This is a genomic window from Frigoribacterium sp. VKM Ac-1396 (assembly GCF_015350895.1).
In the GTDB taxonomy this organism is placed as follows: Bacteria; Actinomycetota; Actinomycetes; order Actinomycetales; family Microbacteriaceae; genus Frigoribacterium.
Genome location: NZ_JADKSD010000001.1, coordinates 367941 through 389972 on the forward strand (window position 1 = coordinate 367941; position 22032 = coordinate 389972).

General features: G+C 70.3%; 18 protein-coding genes and 1 tRNA gene. 3 read left to right on the top strand and 16 right to left on the bottom strand.

Annotated features, from left to right (window positions below):
• Positions 1-31 precede the first annotated feature (31 nt).
• Both ITJ55_RS01785 and polA read right to left on the bottom strand, forming a co-directional pair.
• Entirely contained in the window at positions 32-793 is a 762-nt protein-coding gene (locus ITJ55_RS01785) for a DeoR/GlpR family DNA-binding transcription regulator (RefSeq protein ID WP_056256334.1), read from the bottom strand.
• 303 nt (positions 794-1096) lie between these two features.
• Positions 1097-3769, bottom strand: coding sequence for a DNA polymerase I (gene polA / locus ITJ55_RS01790; RefSeq protein ID WP_194593837.1), 2673 nt, complete (start codon positions 3767-3769; stop codon positions 1097-1099).
• A 185-nt stretch (positions 3770-3954) separates the two neighbouring features.
• Here polA and ITJ55_RS01795 point away from each other — a divergent pair, with 185 nt between their 5' ends.
• Positions 3955-4311, top strand: a complete 357-nt coding sequence (locus ITJ55_RS01795; protein WP_228497644.1) for a PaaI family thioesterase — start codon at positions 3955-3957, stop codon at positions 4309-4311.
• Between the two features lie 54 nt (positions 4312-4365).
• Here ITJ55_RS01795 and ITJ55_RS01800 read toward each other — a convergent pair whose 3' ends face one another.
• Positions 4366-4971: an ANTAR domain-containing response regulator gene (locus ITJ55_RS01800; RefSeq protein WP_043592796.1), complete on the bottom strand. Its 606-nt coding sequence runs from the start codon at positions 4969-4971 to the stop codon at positions 4366-4368.
• Positions 4972-5010: 39 nt separating this feature from the next.
• Here ITJ55_RS01800 and ITJ55_RS01805 point away from each other — a divergent pair.
• Together ITJ55_RS01805 and ITJ55_RS01810 are read left to right on the top strand one after the other, a co-directional pair.
• Positions 5011-5096, top strand: a tRNA-Leu gene (locus ITJ55_RS01805).
• A 332-nt stretch (positions 5097-5428) separates the two neighbouring features.
• Positions 5429-5632, top strand: coding sequence for a cold-shock protein (locus ITJ55_RS01810; RefSeq protein ID WP_043592793.1), 204 nt, complete (start codon positions 5429-5431; stop codon positions 5630-5632).
• 143 nt (positions 5633-5775) lie between these two features.
• Here ITJ55_RS01810 and ITJ55_RS01815 read toward each other — a convergent pair whose 3' ends face one another.
• The 13 genes from ITJ55_RS01815 to hisF all read right to left on the bottom strand — a co-directional run bounded on the left by ITJ55_RS01815 (position 5776) and on the right by hisF (position 22031).
• A complete protein-coding gene (locus ITJ55_RS01815) occupies positions 5776-6399 on the bottom strand; it encodes a hypothetical protein (RefSeq protein ID WP_194593839.1) in 624 nt (207 codons plus the stop codon).
• An 85-nt stretch (positions 6400-6484) separates the two neighbouring features.
• The gene (gene pyk / locus ITJ55_RS01820) at positions 6485-7933 is read right to left on the bottom strand and encodes a pyruvate kinase (RefSeq protein WP_194593840.1); all 1449 of its coding nucleotides are present in this window, start codon (positions 7931-7933) and stop codon (positions 6485-6487) included.
• 79 nt (positions 7934-8012) lie between these two features.
• The gene (locus ITJ55_RS01825) at positions 8013-9470 is read right to left on the bottom strand and encodes a glutamate synthase subunit beta (protein WP_194593841.1); all 1458 of its coding nucleotides are present in this window, start codon (positions 9468-9470) and stop codon (positions 8013-8015) included.
• Complete coding sequence (gene gltB, locus ITJ55_RS01830; protein ID WP_194593842.1) at positions 9463-14040, bottom strand: glutamate synthase large subunit; 4578 nt, start codon at positions 14038-14040, stop codon at positions 9463-9465. The genes ITJ55_RS01825 and gltB overlap by 8 nt, the downstream gene beginning before the upstream one ends.
• A gap of 288 nt (positions 14041-14328) precedes the next feature.
• Positions 14329-15327, bottom strand: coding sequence for a prolipoprotein diacylglyceryl transferase (gene lgt / locus ITJ55_RS01835; RefSeq protein ID WP_370543961.1), 999 nt, complete (start codon positions 15325-15327; stop codon positions 14329-14331).
• Between the two features lie 85 nt (positions 15328-15412).
• A complete protein-coding gene (trpA, locus tag ITJ55_RS01840; protein ID WP_194593843.1) occupies positions 15413-16228 on the bottom strand; it encodes a tryptophan synthase subunit alpha in 816 nt (271 codons plus the stop codon).
• On the bottom strand, positions 16225-17433 hold the full coding sequence (gene trpB, locus ITJ55_RS01845; protein ID WP_194593844.1) for a tryptophan synthase subunit beta: 1209 nt from the start codon (positions 17431-17433) through the stop codon (positions 16225-16227). Before trpB ends, trpA begins: the two co-directional genes overlap by 4 nt.
• A gap of 2 nt (positions 17434-17435) precedes the next feature.
• Positions 17436-18209 carry an indole-3-glycerol phosphate synthase TrpC gene (gene trpC / locus ITJ55_RS01850; RefSeq protein ID WP_194593845.1) on the bottom strand — a complete coding sequence of 258 codons (774 nt, stop codon included), beginning with the start codon at positions 18207-18209 and terminating at the stop codon, positions 17436-17438.
• Entirely contained in the window at positions 18210-18488 is a 279-nt protein-coding gene (locus tag ITJ55_RS01855) for a DUF6704 family protein (protein WP_228497648.1), read from the bottom strand. It abuts the gene before it with no gap.
• 81 nt (positions 18489-18569) lie between these two features.
• Positions 18570-19214: a Trp biosynthesis-associated membrane protein gene (locus tag ITJ55_RS01860; protein WP_194593846.1), complete on the bottom strand. Its 645-nt coding sequence runs from the start codon at positions 19212-19214 to the stop codon at positions 18570-18572.
• The gene (locus ITJ55_RS01865; protein ID WP_370543962.1) at positions 19214-20746 is read right to left on the bottom strand and encodes an anthranilate synthase component I; all 1533 of its coding nucleotides are present in this window, start codon (positions 20744-20746) and stop codon (positions 19214-19216) included. Before ITJ55_RS01865 ends, ITJ55_RS01860 begins: the two co-directional genes overlap by 1 nt.
• Entirely contained in the window at positions 20739-21155 is a 417-nt protein-coding gene (hisI, locus tag ITJ55_RS01870) for a phosphoribosyl-AMP cyclohydrolase (protein WP_194593847.1), read from the bottom strand. Before hisI ends, ITJ55_RS01865 begins: the two co-directional genes overlap by 8 nt.
• 87 nt (positions 21156-21242) lie before the next feature.
• Positions 21243-22031 (bottom strand): imidazole glycerol phosphate synthase subunit HisF, encoded by a 789-nt coding sequence (gene hisF / locus ITJ55_RS01875; RefSeq protein WP_194593848.1) that lies wholly within the window; start codon positions 22029-22031, stop codon positions 21243-21245.
• Between the last annotated feature and the right edge of the window lies 1 nt (position 22032).

Here is a 22032-nt window from a genome sequence, read left to right on the forward strand (position 1 = left end):
GGTGGAGCGGTGGTGGCCGGCCGGTCTCGCGTCATGCGATCACGACCCGGGGGCCGGCCTGTTCGACGTCGTCGGCCAGCTCGGCGTCCACGCCGGAGTCGGTGATGACGGTGTCGACGTCGGTGAGCGGCGCGACCTTGGCGAAGTCCTCGCGACCGAACTTGGTGTGGTCGGCAAGGACGACGGTGCGTCGCGACGCGGCGATGAGAGCGCGCTTGACCCGCGCCTCCGCCAGGTCGGGGGTGCTGATGCCGCGTTCGACCGACACGCCGTTCGTGCCGATGAAGGCGACGTCGGCGAAGACGTCGGCGATCTGGGCTCGCGTCCAGTCCCCCACGGCCGAGTAGGTGCGGGTGCGGATCAGGCCGCCGAGCAGGTGCAGCGTGACGTTCGGCCGGCTGATCAGGATCGTCGCCACGGCGAGCGAGTGCGTGACGACCGTCAGCTCGCGGTCGAGGGGCAGCAGCTCGGCCAGCCGGATCGTCGAGGTGCCGGCGTCGACGATGATCGACCCGCCGTCGGGCAGCTCGTCGAGTGCGGCGCGGGCGATGCGCTCCTTCTCGGCCGCCGCCGTTCCCTCGCGGTCGACCACCGGGGGCTCGATGCCCAGGCGCTCGACGGCGATCGCTCCCCCGTGCACCCGACGCAGCACGCCCCGTCGCTCGAGCGCCGTCAGGTCGCGACGGACGGTCTCGGGCGCCACGGAGAGCTCGCGCGCGAGACCGGCGACCTCGACACGGCCCCGGGACAGGGCGGTGTCGAGGATCTGCTGGTGACGCTCCGGTGCGTACATGGGAGACCTCGTCGTCGGACTGCACGGTGGCCCCGAGGGGCGACCGGTGGTGCGGAAGTGCGGAAGGAGTTCAACTGCTGTTGATCTGCGCTTATATAAGTCCGTTTGTGTGGCCCGGTCAAGTCTGTGCCGCGTGTCGTGTCCGTTTGTGCCCGGGTCGGGGGACATTTCGTTGCCCGACGGGCACTTTCATGCCCGCTCGAGGCCCTGATGGGTGCCCGAGCGGGTCCGTCCGGGCGCTCTGCGACGAGAGAGGCGCGGCGGACGAGGAGGCGCGGCGGACGGCAGGCGGACGCCGAGCGATCAGTGGGCGGCGGCGTCCCAGCTCTCGCCGAGGCCGACGCTGACGTCGAGTGGCACCCGGAGGTCGGCTGCGCCGCTCATGCGTCGCCGGACGATCTCGCGGACGTCGTCGACCTCACCGGGCGCTACCTCGACGATGAGTTCGTCGTGCACCTGGAGCAGGACGCGCGAACCCATCTCTCGCTCGTCGAGCTCGGACCGCACGCCCAGCATGGCGATCTTCATGATGTCGGCGGCCGAACCCTGGATCGGCGCGTTCAGAGCGGCTCGCTCGGCGTTCTCGCGGAGTACGCGGTTGGGCGACTTGAGGTCGCCGAACGGCCGACGGCGACCGTAGATGGTCTCGGTGTACCCGTCTTCGCGTGCCTGTTCGACGACGTTCCGGAGGTACTCGCGGACCGCGCCGAAGCGCTCGAAGTAGTCCGTCATCAACTGGCGGGCCTCGGCGGTCTCGATCCGCAGCTGCTTCGACAGGCCGAAGGCGCTGAGACCGTAGGCCAGGCCGTACGACATGGCCTTGACCTTGGTCCGCATGGCGGAGGTGACGTCGGACGGTTCGACGCCGAAGATGCGGGCACCGACGAACCGGTGGAGGTCTTCGCCCTCGTTGAAGGCCTGGATCAGCCCCGCGTCACCCGAGAGGTGCGCCATGATGCGCATCTCGATCTGCGAGTAGTCGGCCGTGAGCAGCGTCTCGTAGTCGGGACCGTGGACGAACGCCGCACGGATCTCTCGACCCACGGCGGCCTTGATCGGGATGTTCTGCAGGTTCGGGTCGACGGACGAGATCCGCCCGGTGGTCGTGCCCGTCTGGTCGTAGGTCGTGTGGATGCGGGCGTCGTCGGCGATCGACTTCTCGAGCGTCTCGATGATCTGCCGCAACTTGGTCGCGTCACGGTGTTTCAGCAGGAGGTCGAGGAAGGGGTGCGGGTGTTTCTCCTGCAGGTCGGCCAACGACGCCGCGTCGGTCGAGTAGCCGGTCTTGGTCGCCCGGGTCTTGGGCATCTCGAGCTGGTCGAACAGCACCTCTTGCAGCTGCTTGGGCGACCCGAGGTTGACCTCGCGGCCGATCTCGGCGAAGGCCGCCGCGGCGAGCTCGCCGGCCTGTTCGCCCAGACGCAAGGACAACGCCTTGAGCGTGTCGCGGTCGGCGGCCACCCCGGTGAGCTCCATGTCGCCGAGGACGGCGACGAGTGGCAGCTCGATCTCGGTCAGGACCCTACGGGACCCCTCGTCGAGGGCGTCGACCAACGACTCGCTCAACCGCAGGACGTACCAGGCCTCGGAGGCGACGTTGACGTCGTCGTCGGCGGAGACGAGCTGGTTCGGGTCGCCGACCGGCAGCGTCTCGCCGAGCTGCTCGTACACGAGGTCGGAGAGGGAGAACGAGGTGCGACCCGGGCGCAGCAGCCACGCGGCGACCCGCGGGTCGCCCACGATCCCGGTCAGTCGGAGGCCGGCCCGGGACAGCGCCTTGTAGGCGCGTTTCGCGTCGTGGACCACCTTGGGCGTCTCGCCGTCGAGCCAGGCCTCGAGGGCGACGTAGTCACCCCGACCCGCGGCCCAGGGCACGTAGGCGGATTCGTCCGACGACGAGATGCCGAGCCCCACGACCCCGTCGGCGCCGTACTCGACCGTCAGGCCGACGGGCCTCTCGGGGTCGGAGGCGTGTTTCTTCAGCCAGAAGGCGAGCTCTTCGTCGATGAGCGTGCGGACGACCGGCAGGCCGGCCGGGGCGGCCGTCACCGGCGCCTCCGACGTGCCCCCGGCCGTCTGGTCGGCGACCTCGGAGAGCGCGAGGACCCGTTCGAGGAGCGTGCGGAACTGCAACTTGTCGAAGAGCTCGCGGACGGCGTCCTCGTCGATGCCCCGGCGTTCGAGGTCGCCGGGGCCGACGGGCAGCTCGACGTCGGTGACGAGCCGGTTCAGGCGCCGGTTGCGGACGGCGTTGTCTTTCTGTTCGCGGAGCTTCTGACCGACGACGCCCTTGATCTCGTCGGCCCGCGCGATGATCTCGTCGAGGCCGCCGTAGAGGTTGATCCACTTGACCGCGGTCTTCTCGCCGACCTTGTCGATGCCGATCAGGTTGTCGCTCGTCTCGCCGACGAGGGCGGCGACCTCGGGGTACTGGTGAGGCTCGATGCCGTAACGCTCGAAGACCTTGTCGCGGTCGTACCGGGTGAGCTCGCTGACGCCCCGGGCCGAGGGGTAGAGCAGCGTCACGTCGTCGTTGACCATCTGGATGGCGTCGCGGTCGCCCGAGACGACCAGCACGCGGAAGCCTTCTTCTCGACCGCGCGTGGCGAGGGTCGCGAGGATGTCGTCGGCCTCGAAGTCCTCTTTCGTGATCGTGGTGATGCCCATGGCGTGGAGGGCCTCTTGCAGCAGCGGGATCTGCCCGACGAACTCGGCCGGCGTCTCGGACCGGGTGCCCTTGTACTCGGGGTACTCGCGGGTGCGGAACGAGAACCGCGAGATGTCGAAGGCGACGGCGAGGTGCGTCGGCTTCTCGGCCTTGAGCAGGCTGAGCAGCATCGAGATGAAGCCGTGGATGGCGTTGGTGTGCTGGCCTTCGCGGTTGACGAAACTGTCGACCGGCAGGGCGTAGAAAGCCCGGAAAGCGAGGGAATGGCCGTCGATGACCAGGAGGGTAGGCTTCGTGTCGTCCGTCACCACGTCAGCCTAGCGGGCACCCCCGACACCGTCGCCGGGCGCCCCGGTCGCACCCCCGGAGATCCATGAGCCGTCCGTCCGCCGTCCCGAACGACGCCGAGAGGACCGTCTCGTCGGACGCGTCCCTGAGCGAGGCCGCCGTCGAGTTGTTCCGCCGTCGTGGCGTCGGCGCCCTGGCCGAGAAGATGGGCATCGTCATCGACGAGATGAGTGCCGAGCGCGCGGTGGGGCGCATGCCCGTCGAGGGCAACACGCAGCCGGTGGGCATCCTGCACGGCGGGGCGCACGTCGTCCTGGCCGAGACCCTCGGGTCGGTCGCCGCGAACGTCCACGCCGGCGCCGGACGCGTCGCCATGGGCATCGAGCTCAACGCGAGCCACAGCCGGTCCGCCGCCTCGGGGTGGGTCACGGGCACCTGCACCGCCCTGCACCTCGGCTCGACCCTGACGACCCACCAGGTCGTCATGACCGACGACCGCGGCCGCCTGCTGTCGACCGTGCGCATCACGAACTTCTTGACCGACGCCCGCGACGAGGGCTGACCACGAGAGAAGGCCCGCCCCGATGGTCGGGGCGGGCCTTCTCGCGTCGGGGTGCTACTTCTTGGCGCTGAGCTGCTCGATGATGGCCTGGGCCACGTCGTGCATCGTCAGACGGCGGTCCATCGACGCCTTCTGGATCCAGCGGAAGGCCTCGGGTTCTGTCAGCCCCATCTTCTCGTTCAGCAGGCCCTTGGCGCGGTCCACCAGCTTGCGGGTCTCGAAGCGCTCGACGAGGTCGGCCACCTCGGCCTCGAGGGTGATGATCTGCGCGTACCGCGAGAGGGCGATCTCGATCGCGGGCAACAGGTCGTTCGGGGTGAAAGGCTTGACGACGTAGGCCAAGGCCCCCGCCTCGCTCGCCCGCTCGACCAGTTCTTTCTGACTGAAGGCGGTCAGTAGCACGACGGGCGCGATGTGCGCCTTCGACAGCCGCTCGGCCGCGGAGATGCCGTCGAGCTGCGGCATCTTGACGTCCATGATGACGAGGTCGGGACGCAGCTCGGTGGCGAGGGCGACGGCGGTCTCGCCGTCACCGGCCTCGCCCACCACCTCGAAACCGTTGTCGCGGAGGATCTCGACGATGTCGAGGCGGATGAGGGACTCATCTTCGGCCACGACGACGCGACGGGGTGCTGCTGGGGTTGCTTCCTGGTCACTCACGACGATGAGCCTACGGTATTGTCGACCTGGTTGTTGTGCGCCGGATTGGCGGAATGGCAGACGCGGAGCACTCAAAATGCTCTGTCCGTGAGGGCGTGTGGGTTCGAGTCCCACATCCGGCACCAGCACCGCCGAGAATCGAGCCCACGAGACGTTTCTCCCCTTTCCTCGTGCGTCGGTGGTCCGGCCCTCCTCTGTCGTTGCTGGTTCCGACGGGCCACACCGCAACACGCCGACACGAGTTCTGCTCAGAGGGTGTGCCCGTGAGCATCCGTGCACTAGGCTGGCGTGACTGGTTGTTGTGTTACGCATTTGGATCTCGCGACGTGCCGAAGGCCTCCTCTCACCGAGAGGGGTTCCGACGGTGGCGTCGTTCTCAGAGGGAGCGGACAAAAAGGCACCGCGACGAGCGATCTCGAAATCGAGATCGACAACTCTGATTGAAGGAACAAGAAAAATGGCAACAGGCACCGTTAAGTGGTTCAACTCCGAAAAGGGCTTCGGCTTCATCACCCCCGACGACGGAACCACTGACGTCTTCGCGCACTTCTCCGCGATCGCCGGCGACGGCTACCGCAACCTGGAAGAGAACCAGAAGGTCGAGTTCGACACGGCTCAGGGCAACAAGGGCCTCCAGGCCGAGAACATCCGCGTCATCTGACTCGGTGGCGTCCTCGTGACGCCGTCAGTCGGCGGGTCCGCCCGCCACTGAACCGAAAGCCCCGTCCCGCTCACGCGGGTCGGGGCTTTCTCCGTCTCCAGAGGCCTCGAGGCGTCGCGGTCTCCCGCACGCGCCTCCCGCGTTCACGGAAGCGGAAAGCCGAGGAGGCGCGCCACCGGTTCGTAGTCCCGGCTCGCCGTGCGGTACGCCGACTCCCACTCGGCGATCCGCGCTCCCGCCTCGCGCGGATCGGTGAACCGGTCGTCGTCTCCCCCACCGGCGACCAAGGCCTCCCGGGCTTCGCGGTACCGACTGGTGAGGGTCGACCAGAGGACGAGCTCGTCACCGGTGGAGTCCTCGGGGGCCGCGCGGGCCACGTCCCAGGGCACCTCGACCCTCGGCAGCGGTTCGCTCGACCACGGGTGGTGCACGATGGCGTCACCCGGGGCGTCGCCGTCGCGGAAGATCGTCCGGGTGCCGACGGCGAGCACCGCGCCGACGCCCGCGCCGAGCACGAAGATCAGCAGCAGCGCCCAGAGGCTGTCGACCCGCCACACCGTCGCGGCGACTCCCCCGAGGAACGACCCGCCCACCAGGGCACCGAGACCCGCCCACCGGGCGGAACCCGCGCCTCCTCGGGTCGTCGTCTCGGCCTCGGGGCCGAGGCTCCGCCGCGTCTCGGCCACGCCGTGACCGCTCCAGGACGGCACGACGTAGAGACGGGCCTCGAACTCGAAGCACGAGGGATGACGGGCGTCCACGGACATGGCGTGAGCGTACGCCCCGTCGACACGACGAAGCCGGGACGACCCGCGAGGGTCGCCCCGGCTTCGCGGGATGCGCAGTGGTGCGTCAGGGCTGCGCGGCGTAGGCCGGGGCGGCCTCGCCGTGCGCGTCGCCGACGCGGTGGACCCGCAGGTCGTTCGTCGACCCCGCGATTCCGGGAGGGGAACCGGCGATCACGATGACCTTGTCGCCGGACTCGGCCAGGTCGTTGCCGAGGAGGACGTCGTCCACCTGGGCGAACATGGCATCGGTGTGCGTGACGGTCTCGACCAGGTACGACTGCACGCCCCAGCTGATGGCCATGCGCCGACGGATGGCCTCGTTGGGGGTGAAGGCCAGGATCGGGATGGAGTGACGCAGGCGCGACATGCGGCGCACCGAGTCGCCGGACTCCGTGAACACACAGAGGAACTTCGCCTGGACGAAGTCGGCCACGTCGGCCGCGGCCAGCGTGATGGCGCCGCCCTGGGTGCGGGGGCGGGTGCCCAGCGGGGGGATGCGCTCGAGGCCGTGCTCTTCGGTCGAGGCGACGATGCGGGCCATCGTCTGCACCGTGATGACGGGGTACTCGCCGACGCTCGTCTCGCCCGACAGCATGACGGCGTCGGTGCCGTCGAGCACGGCGTTCGCGACGTCGGAGGTCTCGGCCCGTGTGGGGATGGGGCTCGAGATCATGGACTCGAGCATCTGGGTCGCCACGATGACGGGCTTGGCCATGCGACGTGAGAGCTCGACGGCGTGCTTCTGGACGATGGGGACGGCCTCGAGGGGCAGCTCGACGCCGAGGTCGCCGCGAGCCACCATGATGCCGTCGAACGCGTCGATGATGGCCTCGAGGTTGTCGACCGCCTGGGGTTTCTCGATCTTCGCGTAGACCGGGACCTTGCGGCCCTCTTCGGCCATGATCTCGTGGACGCGCACGACGTCGTCGGCGTCTCGCACGAACGAGAGGGCGATCAGGTCGGCACCCAGCCGGAGACCCCAGCGCAGGTCGGCCTCGTCCTTGTCGGAGAGCGCGGGCACGTTGACCGCGACGCCGGGCAGGTTGATGCCCTTGTTGTTCGAGACGGTGCCCGCCACGACGACCTCGGTCGTGACGACGGTTCCGTCGGTCTCGAGGACGCGGAGCTTGACGCGGCCGTCGTCGATCAGCAGCGGGTCGCCCGGGGCGACGTCGTTCGGCAGGCCCTTGAAGGTCGTGCCACAGATCTCTCTCGAACCGAGGATCTCGTCGGTCGTGATCTTGAACACGTCGCCGACCTCGAGGTCGTGCGGACCGTCGGCGAACTTGCCGAGCCGGATCTTCGGACCCTGGAGGTCGACGAGGACCGCGACGGCGCGGCCGGAGTCGGCCGAGGCCTGACGGACGTTGGCGTAGACGCCCTCGTGGACGTCGTAGCTGCCGTGGCTGAGGTTCATGCGGGCGACGTCGACGCCGGCGTCGATGATCGCCCGGATGTCGTCGTAGCTCGACGTCGCCGGCCCGAGGGTGGCGACGATCTTTGCGCGTCTCATGTGTTCCGTTCGTGTGGGGGGAATGGTGGTGGGACGACTGCAGACCCGACGTCCACCCTATTCCCGTCGGAAGGCCGGATCAGACCGAGAGCGACCGATCGGTGGGCTTCACCGGGAAGGGCAGCACGGTCTCGCCCTCGAGGTACGCGTCGACCGCCGAGGCCGTCGCACGGCCCTCGGCGATGGCCCAGACGATGAGCGACTGGCCGCGGCCGGCGTCGCCCGTGACGAACACGCCGGGCTCGCCGGTCTCGTAGGTCGCACCTCGTTCGAGGGAACCGCGACCGTCGAAGGTGAGCCGAAGCTGCTCTTCGATGGTCTCCCGCTCGGGGCCGGTGAAGCCGAGGGCGAGGAGCACCAGGTCGGCGGGGACCTCGCGCTCGGTGCCTGCCTTGGGCACGCGGCGGCCGTCGACGTACTCGGTCTCGGCGACGCGGATCGCCCGCACCTCGCCGACCTCGTTCGTCAGGAACTCGACCGTCGAGGCGAGGTACACCCGCTCACCGCCCTCTTCGTGGGCGCTCGACACCTCGAACAGGGTGGGGAACATCGGCCAGGGCTGGGCGTCGGGCCGCTCGTCCGGCGGCTGCTGCCCGATGGCGAGGTTCGTGACCGAGAGGGCCCCCTGACGGTGCGCGGTGCCGATGCAGTCGGCTCCGGTGTCGCCACCGCCCAGGACGACCACGTGCTTGCCCTCCGCCGTGATCTGGTCGGACACCGTGTCGCCGGCGCCGGCCTTGTTCTGCTGCACCAGGTAGTCCATGGCGAAGTGGATGCCCGAGAGGTCGCGTCCCGGGATGGGCAGGTCACGGGGCACCGTGGCGCCCGTCGCCACGACCACGGCGTCGTACCGCGCCCGCAGGTCGTCCCACGCGATGTCGCGCCCGATCTCGACGCGGGCGCGGAAGCGGGTCCCCTCGGCCTGCATCTGGGCGATGCGCTGCTCGAGCTGCTTCTTCTCCATCTTGAAGTCGGGGATGCCGTAGCGCAGCAGGCCGCCGATGCGGTCCTCGCGCTCGTAGACCGCGACGGTGTGACCGGCGCGGGTGAGCTGTTGGGCGGCCGCGAGGCCGGCCGGCCCGGACCCGACGACGGCGACGGTCTTGCCCGTCAGCCGTTCGGGCGGGTGCGGGGTGACCCAGCCGTTGGCGAAGGCCTGGTCGATGATCGACACCTCGACCTGCTTGATGGTCACCGGGGGCTGGTTGATTCCCAGCACGCAGGACGACTCGCACGGTGCGGGGCAGAGACGCCCCGTGAACTCCGGGAAGTTGTTGGTCGCGTGCAGTCGCTCGATGGCCTGACGGCCCTCGCCGCGCCACATGAGGTCGTTCCACTCCGGGATCAGGTTGCCGAGGGGGCACCCCTGATGGCAGAACGGCACGCCGCAGTCCATGCAGCGACCGGCCTGGCGTCGGAGCTCGCCGCTCTCCTGCTGCTCGTAGACCTCTTTCCAGTCCATGAGCCGGACCGACACGGGTCGGCGCTTGGGCAGCTCGCGGGACTGCGTCTTCAGGAAGCCTTTGGGGTCAGCCACCGGTCACCTCCAGGATTCTCTTCCATGCTTCGTCGCCATCGGGGTCGAGACCCTCGTCGACGGCCGTCTGCCGGGTGGCGAGGACGGCGGCGTAGTCGCGCGGCAGCACCTTGACGAACTCGGCCACCGTGGCGTCGAGGTCGTCGAGCATCCGCCGGGCGACGGGCGACCCGGTCTCGGCGAGGTGCCGCTGCAGCAGGTCGGTCAGGATCTCGACGTCGGCACTGCCGAGGGGGTGCAGTTCGAGCTCGCCCGAGGCCAGGGCTTCGGCGTTGACCCGTTCGGGCTTCAGCCGGTGCACGTAGGCCGTCCCGCCCGACATGCCCGCACCGAGGTTGCGGCCGGTGTCGCCGAGGATGACCGCGAGACCGCCGGTCATGTACTCGAGTGCGTGGTCGCCCACGCCCTCGGCGACGGCACTGGCACCCGAGTTGCGGACCAGGAACCTCTCGCCCACGATGCCGCGCAGGAACATGCTGCCCTGCGTGGCGCCGTAGCCGATGACGTTGCCGGCGATGACGTTCTCCTCGGCCGCGAAGCCGCTGCCCCGGGGCGGTCGCACGACGACGTTGCCGCCCGAGAGTCCCTTGCCCACGTAGTCGTTGCTGTCGCCCTCGAGCCGGAGCGTGATGCCGGCGGGGAGGAAGGCGCCGAGGGACTGCCCGGCCGACCCCGTGAGGTTCACCTCGATGCTGCCGTCCGGCAGGCCGTGCTCACCGTGACGCAGGGTCACCTGGTGACCGAGCATCGTGCCGACGGCCCGTTCGGTGTTGCGGATGGGGAGCGTGATCTCGACGTGGCCGCCGTTCTCGAGCACGTCGGCGCTGCGTTCGATGAGCTGGACGTCGAAGTGGTCCTCGAGGCCGTGGTCCTGCGTCGTGAGGTTGCGGCGGGGCTCGTCGTCCGCGAAGGACGGGCCGACCAGCACGGGGGCGAGGTCGAGACCCGAGGCCTTCCAGTGGTCGACGGCCCGGTCGACGTCGAGCACGTCGGTCCGGCCGATGGCCTCGTCGAGGCTGCGGAAGCCGAGGGCGGCGAGGTACTCGCGGACCTCTTGGGCGAGGAACTCGAAGAAGTTCACGACGAACTCGGGCTTGCCCGAGAAGCGCGCCCGGAGCTCGGGGTTCTGCGTCGCGACGCCGACGGGGCACGTGTCGAGGTGGCACACGCGCATCATGATGCAGCCCTCGACGATCAGCGGAGCCGTCGCGAAGCCGAACTCTTCTCCACCCAAGAGGGCGGCGATGAGCACGTCGCGTCCGGTCTTCATCTGACCGTCGACCTGCACGACCACCCGGTCGCGCATGCCGTTCAGCATCAGCGTCTGCTGCGTCTCGGCCAGGCCGATCTCCCAGGGCGTGCCGGCGTGCTTCAGCGAGTTCAGCGGGCTCGCGCCCGTCCCCCCGTCGTGGCCGGAGACCAGGACGACGTCGGCCAGCGCCTTGGTGACTCCGGCGGCGACCGCGCCGATGCCGGACTGGCTCACGAGCTTGACGTGGACGCGGGCCGCGGGGTTGGCGCGCTTCACGTCGAAGATGAGCTGCTTGAGGTCCTCGATCGAGTAGATGTCGTGGTGCGGCGGCGGCGAGATGAGGCCCACGCCCGCGGTCGCGTGGCGCGTCCGCGCCACCCAGGGGTAGACCTTGGTCGGCGGCAGCTGTCCGCCCTCGCCGGGCTTGGCGCCCTGGGCCATCTTGAGCTGGATGTCGGTGGCGTGGGTCAGGTACATGCTCGTGACGCCGAACCGGCCCGAGGCGACCTGCTTCACGGCGCTGCGGCGTTCGGGGTCGAGCAGGCGGTCGACGTCCTCGCCGCCCTCGCCGGTGTTCGACTTGCCGCCCAGCCGGTTCATGGCGATGGCCAGGGTCTCGTGCGCCTCCTGCGAGATCGAGCCGTAGCTCATCGCACCCGTCGAGAAGCGCTTGACGATCGACGCGATCGGCTCGACCTCGTCGAGCGGCACGGCGGGTCGCGCCCCGTGCTTCAGGCGGAACAACCCGCGGAGCGTCATCAGCTGCTCGGCCTGGTCGTCGACGAGCTTCGTGTACTCGCGGAAGATGTCGTAGCGACGCGTCCGCGTCGCGTGCTGCAGCCGGAACACCGTGTCGGGGTTGAAGAGGTGCCGGGGGCCCTCACGGCGCCACTGGTACTCGCCGCCCGTCGCGAGACGCTCGTGGGCGATGACCGAGCCGTCGCTGGGGTAGGCGCTGGTGTGGCGCTGCTTGTTCTCGGCCGCGATCACGTCGATGCCGACGCCGCCGAGCATCGACGAGGTGCCCGTGAAGTAGGTGTCGACGAACTCCTGGCTCAGGCCGACGGCCTCGAAGGCCTGGGCGGCGGCGTAGCTCGACACCGTCGAGATGCCCATCTTCGACATGATCTTCAGCACGCCCTTGCCGAGAGCCTTGATCAGGTTGTGCACGGCGTCCTCGGGGCTCAGCCCGGTGATCATGCCGGCTCGGACGAGGTTCTCGCAGGTCTCCATCGCCAGGTACGGGTTGACCGCGGATGCGCCGTAGCCGATCAGCGTGGCCACGTGGTGCACCTCGCGGACGTCGCCCGCCTCGACGATCAGGCCGACCTTCATGCGGTTCTCGGTGCGGATGAGGTGGTGGTGGACCGCCGCGATCATGAGCAGCGAGGGCACCGGCGCGAAGTCGGCGTTCGAGTCGCGGTCGGAGAGGACGATGAACTCGGCCCCCGCCTCGATGGCGTCGTCCACCTCGTTGCACATGGCCGAGATGCGCTTCTCGAGGGCCCGCGGGCCCTTGTCGGCGCGGTAGAGCCCGCGGATGGTCGACGTCACCCGCGACCCGGGGCTCGGGTCGATGTGCTGGATCTTGGCGAGCTCGTCGTTGTCGATGACCGGGAAGTCGAGGATCACCTGGCGGGCGTGCTCGGGCGTGGCCGACAACAGGTTGCGCTCGGGGCCGAGACCCAGCTTGAGCGACGTGACGACCGACTCGCGGATCGAGTCGAGCGGGGGGTTCGTCACCTGGGCGAACTGTTGCGTGAAGTAGTCGAACAGGAGGCGCGGGCGCTCGGACAGGACGGCGATCGGCGTGTCGCTTCCCATGGCACCGAGGGGCTCCGCTCCCGCCTTGGCCATGGGGGTCAGCAGGATGCGGACCTCTTCTTCGGTGTAGCCGAAGGTGCGCTGACGACGCGTGACCGACGCCGGCGTGTGGACGATGTGCTCGCGCTCGGGCAGTTCGGACAGGTGGATGCGTCCCTCGGCGAGCCACTCCCCGTAGGGCGCTGCCGTCGCGAGGTCGCGCTTGATCTCGTCGTCCTCGATGATGCGGCCGGCCTCGGTGTCGACCAGGAACATCTTGCCCGGACGCAGTCGACCCTTGCGGACCACCTTGGCGGGGTCGACGTCGATGACGCCGATCTCGCTCGCGAGGACGACGAGGCCGTCGTCGGTCACGAGGTAGCGACCGGGGCGCAGGCCGTTGCGGTCGAGGGTCGCACCGACGTGCGTCCCGTCCGTGAAGGTGATGGCGGCGGGACCGTCCCACGCCTCCATGAGCATCGAGTGGTACTCGTAGAAGTCGCGCAGGGTCGGGTCGATGTCGACCTGGTTCTCCCACGCCTCGGGCACCATCATCATGACGGCGTGCGGAAGCGACCGGCCGGTGAGGCTCAGCAGCTCGACGACCTCGTCGAACGAGGCCGAGTCGCTCGCCCCGGGGCTGACGATCGGCAGGATGGGCTTGAGGTCGCCGATCAGCTCGCTCTCGAGCTGCGACTGGCGGGCGCGCATCCAGTTGCGGTTGCCGCGGACCGTGTTGATCTCGCCGTTGTGCGCGATCATTCGGAACGGCTGCGCGAGCGGCCACGACGGGAACGTGTTCGTCGAGTAGCGGGAGTGCACGATGGCGAGCTTCGACGCGAAGCGCTCGTCGCTCAGGTCGGGGTAGAACGGCTCGAGCTGCAGGGTGGTGACCATGCCCTTGTAGACCATGGTCCGGCTGCCCAGCGACGTGAAGTAGGCGGAGAGCTTGCGCTCGGCACGCTTCCGCAGCCGGAAGGCCTGGCGGTCGAGAGCGACGCCGGCGAGCGGGACGCCGTCGGCGTCGTGGTTGCGGCTGGCGACGAAGAGCTGCTCGAAGGCCGGCATGGCGTTCCGGGCGAGCGTGCCGAGCTCTTCCGGTCGCACGGGGACCTCGCGCCAGCCGAGGACGTCGAGGTGCTCCAGGTCGGCGATGCGCTCGATACCGGTCTTCAGCTCGGCGCGCTCCTGGTCGTCGAGGGGCAGGTAGGCGATGCCCACGGCGTACTGGCCGGCGGGCGGCAGGTCGAAGTCGACCTCGTGCCGGAAGAACTCGTCGGGCACCTGGCAGAGGATGCCCGCGCCGTCGCCGGTGCCGGCGTCGGAGCCGACGGCCCCGCGGTGCTCGAGGTTGCGGAGGGCCCGGAGGGCGGTGTCGACGATGTCGTGGCCAGGGGTTCCGCGCAGGGTCGCCACCATGGCGAGGCCACAGGCGTCCTTCTCGTTGCGCGGGTCGTAGAGGCCGCTGGCCTCGGGGACCGTGCTGAACTGCTGGTGTGCTGGCGTGAGAGCCATGGAATCCGTCCTCACGAAGAGATCCGACAGGGGGCGGGACGTCGTCGGCCCGGGGTGCTCGACGGGGCCGGGGTCTGTGGTCGGCCCCGACGCGGCGGGATGGGTCGGCTCGTGGCGACCGTGGGCGTGCACGTCGACGCGAGACGACGACTGCGCTCGATCTTACGAGGCGCGGGTGCGTGGACAGAACCGTGTCGCGGGCGGATCGCTCACACCGGGATGGGGTGGAGGGGATCAGGCGCCACGACGGTGGGGCGCCGGGCCCGCGGTCGTCGTGGAGTGGACGACCTAGGGACGCGGTGAGCGATCGGTGTTGTCGTCCGATGCGCCGACGGTGACCAACTCGGGTTCGTCGTTCTCCGTGTACGTGTCATCGGAGTCTACAGCAGAGGCTCGGTCGCTCGGAGCGCGTCCGGGCACGTACGGCCCGGGCACGGTCCCCGTGTGACGCCGCGAGGCGATCACGAAGATCACCACCCCCAGGACGATCGCGAAGAAGCTCATCCACACGTTCGTGCGGATGCCGAAGAAGAGCAGGCTGGGGTCCGTGCGGATCGACTCGAACCAGGCGCGACCGATGCCGTACCAGACGAGGTAGAACGCGAGCGACTTGCCCCACTGCATGGAGGTCTTCTTCTCGATCAGCAGCAGGAGTGCGACCCCGGCGAGCATCCAGACGATCTCGTAGAGGAACGTGGGGTGGAACAGCGTGCCCTCGGGCAGGCCGGTCGGGTAGGCGGCGTTCGTCGACTCGATCTCGAGCCCCCAGGGCAGGTCGGTGGGCATGCCGAACAACTCGTGGTTGAACCAGTTGCCGAGCCGCCCGAAGGCCTGGGCGACGAGGAGGCCGGGGGCCAGGGCGTCGGCGAACACCGTGAACCTGAGGCCGGTGAACCGGCAGCCGAGCCAGACGCCGACCGCTCCGAGCAGCAGGGCGCCGTAGATGGCGAGGCCGCCTTCCCAGACGGCGAAGGCCCGCCACCACTCCTGCCCGGCGAAGTAGTCCCCCGGGTGCGTCACGACGTGGAAGAACCGACCCCCGGCGATGCCGAAGACGACGGCCCAGATGGCCACGTCGATGACGATGCCCTTCTCGGCACCGCGTCGGTTCAGGCGGTGGTTCGTGATGAGGACGGCGGCCACGATGCCGACGAGGATGCAGATGGCGTAGGCGTGGATGCGCAGCGAGCCGGGCAGCGAGGCCCCGAAGGTCGAGTTCAACCAGGCGGTGACGTCGAAGTACTGCCACGCGGCCGACGGGCTCGGGATGCTCAGGGGAACGAACACGGTCGGTGTGCCTTTCGGAGGGGTTCGGGACGTCGGTCACCCGACGGGTGACGACTCTAGCGCGAGTGCCCTCGCGCCCGAGGGGTCAGGAGGCGGACGGAGCCGCGCCCGAGGACAGGTCGGCGGACACCTCGGCGAGGCGCTCCACCCCACCGTCGGCCAGGGCGCGGACGAAGGCCGAGCCGATGATGGCGCCGTCGGCGTACTCGAGGACCTCGCGCACCTGCTGTGCGGTCGAGATGCCGAGCCCGACGCAGGCGTTCTCGACGCCCACCTCGCGCAGGCGCGCGACGAGGGTGCTCGCCGCCGCGTCGACGTCGGTGCGGGCCCCGGTGATGCCCATCGTCGAGACGGTGTAGACGAAGCCGCGGCTGCTCGCGACGGCCTGCCGGAGGCGCGACTCGCTCGACGAGGGAGCGGCCAGGAACACCCGGTCGAGGTCGGCCGCCACGGCCGCGGCCGTCCACTCACCGGCCTCGTCGGGGATCAGGTCGGGGGTGATGAGACCGGCGCCGCCCGCCGCCGCGAGGTCGTCGGCGAAGCGCTGGACGCCGTACTGGGCGACCGGGTTCCAGTAGGTCATCGGGATGACGGGAGCGTCGACCCTGGCCGTGATCTCGCGGATGGCCGTGAAGACGTCGCGGACGCGGAAGCCCTCGGCGAGCGAGCGTTGGGTGGCGGCCTGGATGACCGGGCCGTCCATGACCGGGTCGGAGTACGGGATGCCCAGCTCGATGACGTCGATGCCGTTCTCGGCCATCGCCACGGCGGCGTCGATGCTGGTGTCGAGGTCGGGGAACCCGACCGGCAGGTAGCCGACGACGGCCCCCGTGCCGGCCTGACGTCGTGCGGCGATCGCCGCGCCGACCTTGCTGGTGCCGGTGGGGGTGTCGGTCGTCACAGCTGCTGGGCTTTCTCGTCGAGGACGCCGAAGTACCGGCTGGCGGTCGAGACGTCTTTGTCGCCACGGCCGCTGAGCGAGACCAGGATCGTCCAGTCGGGGTGCTCTCGGCCGAGCTTGATCGTGCCGGCCAGGGCGTGCGCCGACTCGATCGCCGGCATGATGCCCTCGGTCTGCGAGAGCAGGCGGAACGCCTGCATCGCCTCGTCGTCGGTCACGGGCTGGTACTCGGCCCGGTGCGTCTCGGCCAACCACGCGTGCTCGGGGCCGACGCTCGGGTAGTCGAGCCCGGCCGAGATCGAGTGGCTCTCGAGGGTCTGACCGTCTTCGTCCTGCATGAGGTACGAGCGGGTGCCCTGCAGGTTGCCGATGCGCCCCAGGGTGATCGAGGCCGCGTGGCGGCCCGTCTCGACCCCGTCACCGCCGGCCTCGAAGCCGAAGAGCCGCACCGAGGGGTCGTCGAGGAACGCGTGGAAGATGCCCATGGCGTTCGACCCGCCGCCGACGCACGCGGTGACGGCGTCGGGCAGCGAACCCGTCAGGTCGAGGACCTGCTGACGGGCCTCTTCGCCGATGATCTTGTGGAAGTCGCGCACCATGGCCGGGAAGGGGTGCGGGCCGGCGACGGTGCCGAGGACGTAGTGGGTCGTGTCGACGCTCGCCACCCAGTCGCGCATCGCGTCGTTGATCGCGTCCTTGAGCGTGCGCGACCCGGTCGTGACCGAGACGACCTCGGCGCCGAGCAGGCGCATGCGGGCGACGTTGAGAGCCTGACGCTCGGTGTCGACCTGGCCCATGTAGACGACGCACTCCATGCCGAACAGGGCCGCCGCGGTGGCCGTGGCGACGCCGTGCTGGCCGGCGCCCGTCTCGGCGATCAGTCGCGTCTTGCCGAGCTTGCGGGCCAGGAGGGCCTGACCCAGCACGTTGTTGATCTTGTGGGACCCCGTGTGGTTCAGGTCTTCACGCTTGAGGATGATGCGAGCCCCACCGGCGTGCTGCGCGAAGCGCGGCACCTCGGTGATGATCGAGGGGCGGCCCGTGTACGTCGCGTGCAGGGCGGACAGCTCGGCGGCGAACTCGGGGTCGACGGCCGCGGCCTTGTAGGCGGCGTCGAGCTCGTCGAGGGCGGCCACGAGGGATTCGGGCACGAAGCGCCCTCCGAACGAGCCGAAGTAGGGGCCCGTCTCGTCGCGTAGTGCCATGGTCAGACCTCCAGGAAGCGTGTGATGGCGTCGGCGGGGTCGCCGTGCGTGACGAGGGCCTCGCCCACGAGCACGACGTCGGCTCCGGCGCGCCGGTAGTGGGCGACGTCGTCGGGAGACAGCACGGCCGACTCGGCGACGCGCGTGACACCGGACGGGATCGACCCGGCCAGTCGCCCGAACAGGTCGGGGTCGAGCTCGAAGGTCGTCAGGTCGCGGGCGTTGACGCCGAGGACCGTGGCACCGGCGTCGAGACCGCGGGAGACCTCGTCGGCCGAGTGGGTCTCGATCAGGGCGGTCATGCCGAGTTGTCGCACCAGGTCGTGCAGTTCGACGAGCACGTGTTGTTCGAGCCCGGCGACGATCAGCAGCACGAGGTCGGCTCCGGCCGCCCGGGCCTCGAAGACCTGGTACGGGTCGGCGATGAAGTCCTTGCGGAGGACGGGCACGTCGACGGCGGCCCGCACGGCCTCGAGGTCGGCGAGCGACCCCTTGAACTTGCGACCCTCGGTGAGGACGCTGATCGCGCTCGCCCCGCCGGTGGCGTACGAGACCGCGAGCGAGGCCGGGTCGGCGATCGCCGAGAGGTGGCCCCGCGAGGGACTCGCCCGCTTGACTTCGGCGATGACCTTGACCCGGTCGGCCGGACTGAGCGCGGCTCGAGCGTCGAGCGCGGCCGGGCGCGACAGGGCAGCCGCCTCGACGGCGGCGAACGGGAGGGCTTCGCGGCGTGCCTCGGCGTCGGCCACGGCACCCGCGTACAGGTCGTCGAGCACCTAGTTGTGGGCCTTCGGCACGTAGCGGTGACCGCCGACGCCGTAGCCGGCACGCTTGAGCACGAGACCGACCAGCAGGCCCACGACGACCAGGCCGGCCGAGGCCCAGACGATCCAGGGGACGTCGAGGAAGAACGCGAGGGTGCCGATGGCGAAGCCGACCAGCATGATGACCACGGCGGCCCACGCCGCGGGCGAGTTGCCGTGACCGAGGTCGTCGGCGGACTCGGCGTCGTGGCCCTTCGAGCCGGAGTCGACCTTCGCCGGGGCGTTCTTCAGGGGCGCGTCGCCACCGGAGGGGGTGCTCGTCGTGTTCGTGCTCACAGTGCTCCTTGGATCAGGTCGGTACGAGGGCCGAGTCTACCGGGTGCCGCCCTCGGCGGTCGGACCCGACCCGCCCTGGTGGGAACGGGGCTCGTCGTCGGTCGGGTCGTCCCCCTCGGACAGGGAGTCCCAGGCGGCGGCGGGGTCGGCCGTGGGGTCGGCCGCGACGAGCCGGGTCGCCGAGTACTTTCGCGTCGCCTCGGGCCACGCGCCCGACAGCACGACGGTGGCGAGCCCGAGCAGTGCGGCCAGCACGCCGGCCACGAGTCCGAGCCAGGGCCAGGCCGTGGGTTCGACCGACGAGACGATGGCCCGGATCGAGTCGGTGCCGTCGACGCCCGTCGCGGTGGTCACCGCACTGCCGGAGGCGCGCACGGGGTCGGCCACGGCGGTCGCCGTCGTCACGACCACGCTCGCGCCCAGGGCCACCTGCAGCAGGCCCAGCACGACGCGGAACACCCGACCGGCGATGGTGAGGGCGCCGAACAGGGCGAGGCTGGCCAGTGCCAGGGCCGACAACGGGGCACCGGCCACGTCGCCCGCGACGTCGAGGGGCAGGTCTCCGCCCTGGGGTGAGGCGACGACGACGTGGAACCAGTCCTGCGTCCACGACAACAGGGCGAGCCCGGCCAGCACGATGCCCAGCAGGATCGTCGCCAGCTTCAGACGGCGCGCGGTCATCAGCGCAGCCTCGACATGGCGTTGGCGACCGCGACGGCACGCAGCGGGGCCGCGGCCTTGTTGCGCGCCTCCTGGTTCTCGGCGACGGGGTCGCTGTCGGCGACGAGTCCGGCGCCTGCCTGCACCCGGGCGACGCCGTCCTGCAACAGGACCGTGCGGATGGCGATGGCGACGTCGGCGGAGCCCGCGAAGTCGAAGTAGCCCACGACTCCCCCGTAGACGCCGCGTTGGGCGGGCTCGAGCTCGTCGATGATCTCGAGCGCCCGGGGCTTGGGCGCACCCGACAGGGTGCCCGCGGGGAAGGTGGCCCGGAAGGCGTCGATGGCGTCCCGTCCGGGCGCGAGGTCGCCCTCGACGCTCGAGACCAGGTGCATGATGTGGCTGAAGCGTTCGACCTGCATGAACTCGGTCACCTCGACGGTGCCCGGGGTGCAGACCTTGAGCAGGTCGTTGCGGGCGAGGTCGACGAGCATCAGGTGCTCGGCTCGTTCTTTCTCGTCGGAGGCGAGCTCGTCGGCGAGGTGCTGGTCTTCGTCGGGCGTGGCCCCGCGGGGCTTCGAGCCGGCGATGGGGTGCGTGTAGGCCCGGCGTCCGTCGACCTTGACGAGGGCCTCGGGCGACGAGCCGACGATCGTGTACGGCCGCCCCTCGACGTCGTCGAGCGTCACCAGGTACATGTACGGGCTCGGGTTCAGCGTCCGCAGCACGCGGTAGACGTCGAGCGGTTCGGCCGTCACCTCGTGGTCGAAACGCTGCGAGACGACGACCTGGAACACGTCGCCGTCGTGGATGTACCGTTTCGACCGCTCGATCGCGTGCGAGTACTCGTCGTCGGTGGTCCGCCGGGTGGGAGTCGCCTCGATGGTCAGGTCGACGTCGGCGAGGAACGCCTCGCTCGGCGCGGCCAGCCGGGACTGGAGGTCGTCGAGCCGCGACTGCGCGTCGGCCCACAGCACGTCGGGCTCGTCGGTGCCGTCGTTGAGGGCTGTCGCGACGAGCAGGACGGCACCCGTCCGGTGGTCGATGGCCACGAGCTCGGACACGAAGCTGAGCGCCTGCGACGGGACGGCGAACTCGGCCGGGGGCACGTCGGGCAGGTGCTCGAGCTCGCGGACGGCCTCCCAGCCGATGAAGCCGACCAGGCCACCGGTGAGGGGAGGCATGCCGTCGATGCGCGGGGTCGCCCAGCGCTGGTGCAGCGCCGAGAGCACCTCGAGGGGACGACCGGACGCGTCGCCGAGGGCCCGGTCGCGGTCGATGCCGTAGTCGATCCACCGGGCCTCGCCGTCGTCGGTCGTCAGGACGCCGAACGACGAGACGCCCACGAACGACCACCGGGACCAGATGCCGCCCTGGGCCGCCGACTCGAGCAGGAAGCTGCCCGGGCGTCCGTCGGCGAGCTTGCGGTACACGCCGACCGGCGTCTCGCCGTCGGCGAAGAGGTCTCGGACGACCGGGACGACCCGGTGCCCGGCCAGCCGTTCGTCGAACTGCGCGCGGGTCGTCGAGGAGCGGATCGGTGCGTCAGGCACGAGGGCCTCCGGTCGGGTCGGTGGTGCCGGACGACGGGGACGAGGAGGCGGTGGTCGGCTCGAGCGGGTCGACCTCGAAGCACGAGTGGGCACCGGTGTGGCAGGCCGCGCCGATCTGCTCGACCGTGACGAGCAGCACGTCGTCGTCGCAGTCGAGGGCAGCGGCCCGGACGAACTGTGCGTGGCCGGACGTGTCGCCCTTCCGCCAGTACTCCTGCCGGGAACGCGACCAGAACGTGACCCGCCCCTCGGTCAGCGTGCGTCGCAGTGCCTCGGCGTCCATCCAGCCCATCATGAGGACGTCTTTCGTGCCCTCTTGCTGGATGATCGCGGGCAGCAGGCCCGACGCGTCGAACCGGGCCCTGGCGACGACGGGCTCGACCGTCTCGCGCGTCAGCTGGTCGGTCATGGTGTGCTCCTCGGTGCGGTGCGGTGCGGTGCGGTGCGGTGCGTGGTTCGGTGCCGTGACGTGGTCGAGCGGGGACGTCGGCCCGGCTCAGCGGACCACGGCCCCCGACCGGGCCAGTTCGTCCTTGACCTGGCCGACCGTCAGCTCGCCGTTGTGGAAGACCGAGGCGGCGAGCACCGCGTCGGCGCCCGCCTCGATGGCGGGGGCGAAGTGCTCGAGCCGACCCGCGCCTCCGGACGCGACGACCGGCACGCGGCTGAGCTCTCGCATCGCCCGGACGAGTTCGAGGTCGAAGCCCTGTTTGGTGCCGTCGGCGTCGATCGAGTTGACCAGCAGCTCGCCGGCGCCGCGCTCGATGGCCTCGCGGGCCCAGTCGAGCGCGTCGAGGGAGGTCTCGGTGCGACCGCCGTGCGTCGTGACGGCGAAGCCGGACGCGGTGCCGGCCGAGCGCTTCACGTCGAGCGAGAGCACGACGGCCTGGGCGCCGAAGCGGTCGGCGATCTCGCCGATGAGGTCGGGTCGCGCGATCGCGGCGCTGTTGACGCCGATCTTGTCGGCCCCGGCCGCCTGCAGGCGGGCGACGTCGTCGGTCGTGCGCACCCCTCCGCCCACGGTCAGGGGGATGAACACCTGCTCGGCCGTCGCGCGGACGACGTCGTAGGTGGTCGATCGCTCGTCGACCGTGGCCGTCACGTCGAGGAAGGTGATCTCGTCGGCGCCCTGCTCGTAGTAGGTGCGGGCCAGCTCGACCGGGTCGCCCGCGTCGCGCAGGTCGAGGAAGTTGACGCCCTTGACCACGCGGCCGGCCGCCACGTCGAGGCACGGGATCACCCGGACGGCGAGGGTCGCGTCGGCGGCGGCACCGGTGGCGGGCACG

Excerpts from the sequence above, each read along its gene's own strand:
- ITJ55_RS01785 (WP_056256334.1), bottom strand. The coding sequence starts at position 793 with ATGTACGCACCGGAGCGTCACCAGCAGATCCTCGACACCGCCCTGTCC.
- ITJ55_RS01795 (WP_228497644.1), top strand. The coding sequence starts at position 3,955 with ATGGGCATCGTCATCGACGAGATGAGTGCCGAGCGCGCGGTGGGGCGC.
- ITJ55_RS01810 (WP_043592793.1), top strand. The coding sequence starts at position 5,429 with ATGGCAACAGGCACCGTTAAGTGGTTCAACTCCGAAAAGGGCTTCGGC.
- ITJ55_RS01815 (WP_194593839.1), bottom strand. The coding sequence starts at position 6,399 with ATGTCCGTGGACGCCCGTCATCCCTCGTGCTTCGAGTTCGAGGCCCGT.
- pyk (WP_194593840.1), bottom strand. The coding sequence starts at position 7,933 with ATGAGACGCGCAAAGATCGTCGCCACCCTCGGGCCGGCGACGTCGAGC.
- gltB (WP_194593842.1), bottom strand. The coding sequence starts at position 14,040 with ATGGCTCTCACGCCAGCACACCAGCAGTTCAGCACGGTCCCCGAGGCC.
- trpB (WP_194593844.1), bottom strand. The coding sequence starts at position 17,433 with ATGGCACTACGCGACGAGACGGGCCCCTACTTCGGCTCGTTCGGAGGG.
- ITJ55_RS01860 (WP_194593846.1), bottom strand. The coding sequence starts at position 19,214 with ATGACCGCGCGCCGTCTGAAGCTGGCGACGATCCTGCTGGGCATCGTG.
- hisI (WP_194593847.1), bottom strand. The coding sequence starts at position 21,155 with ATGACCGACCAGCTGACGCGCGAGACGGTCGAGCCCGTCGTCGCCAGG.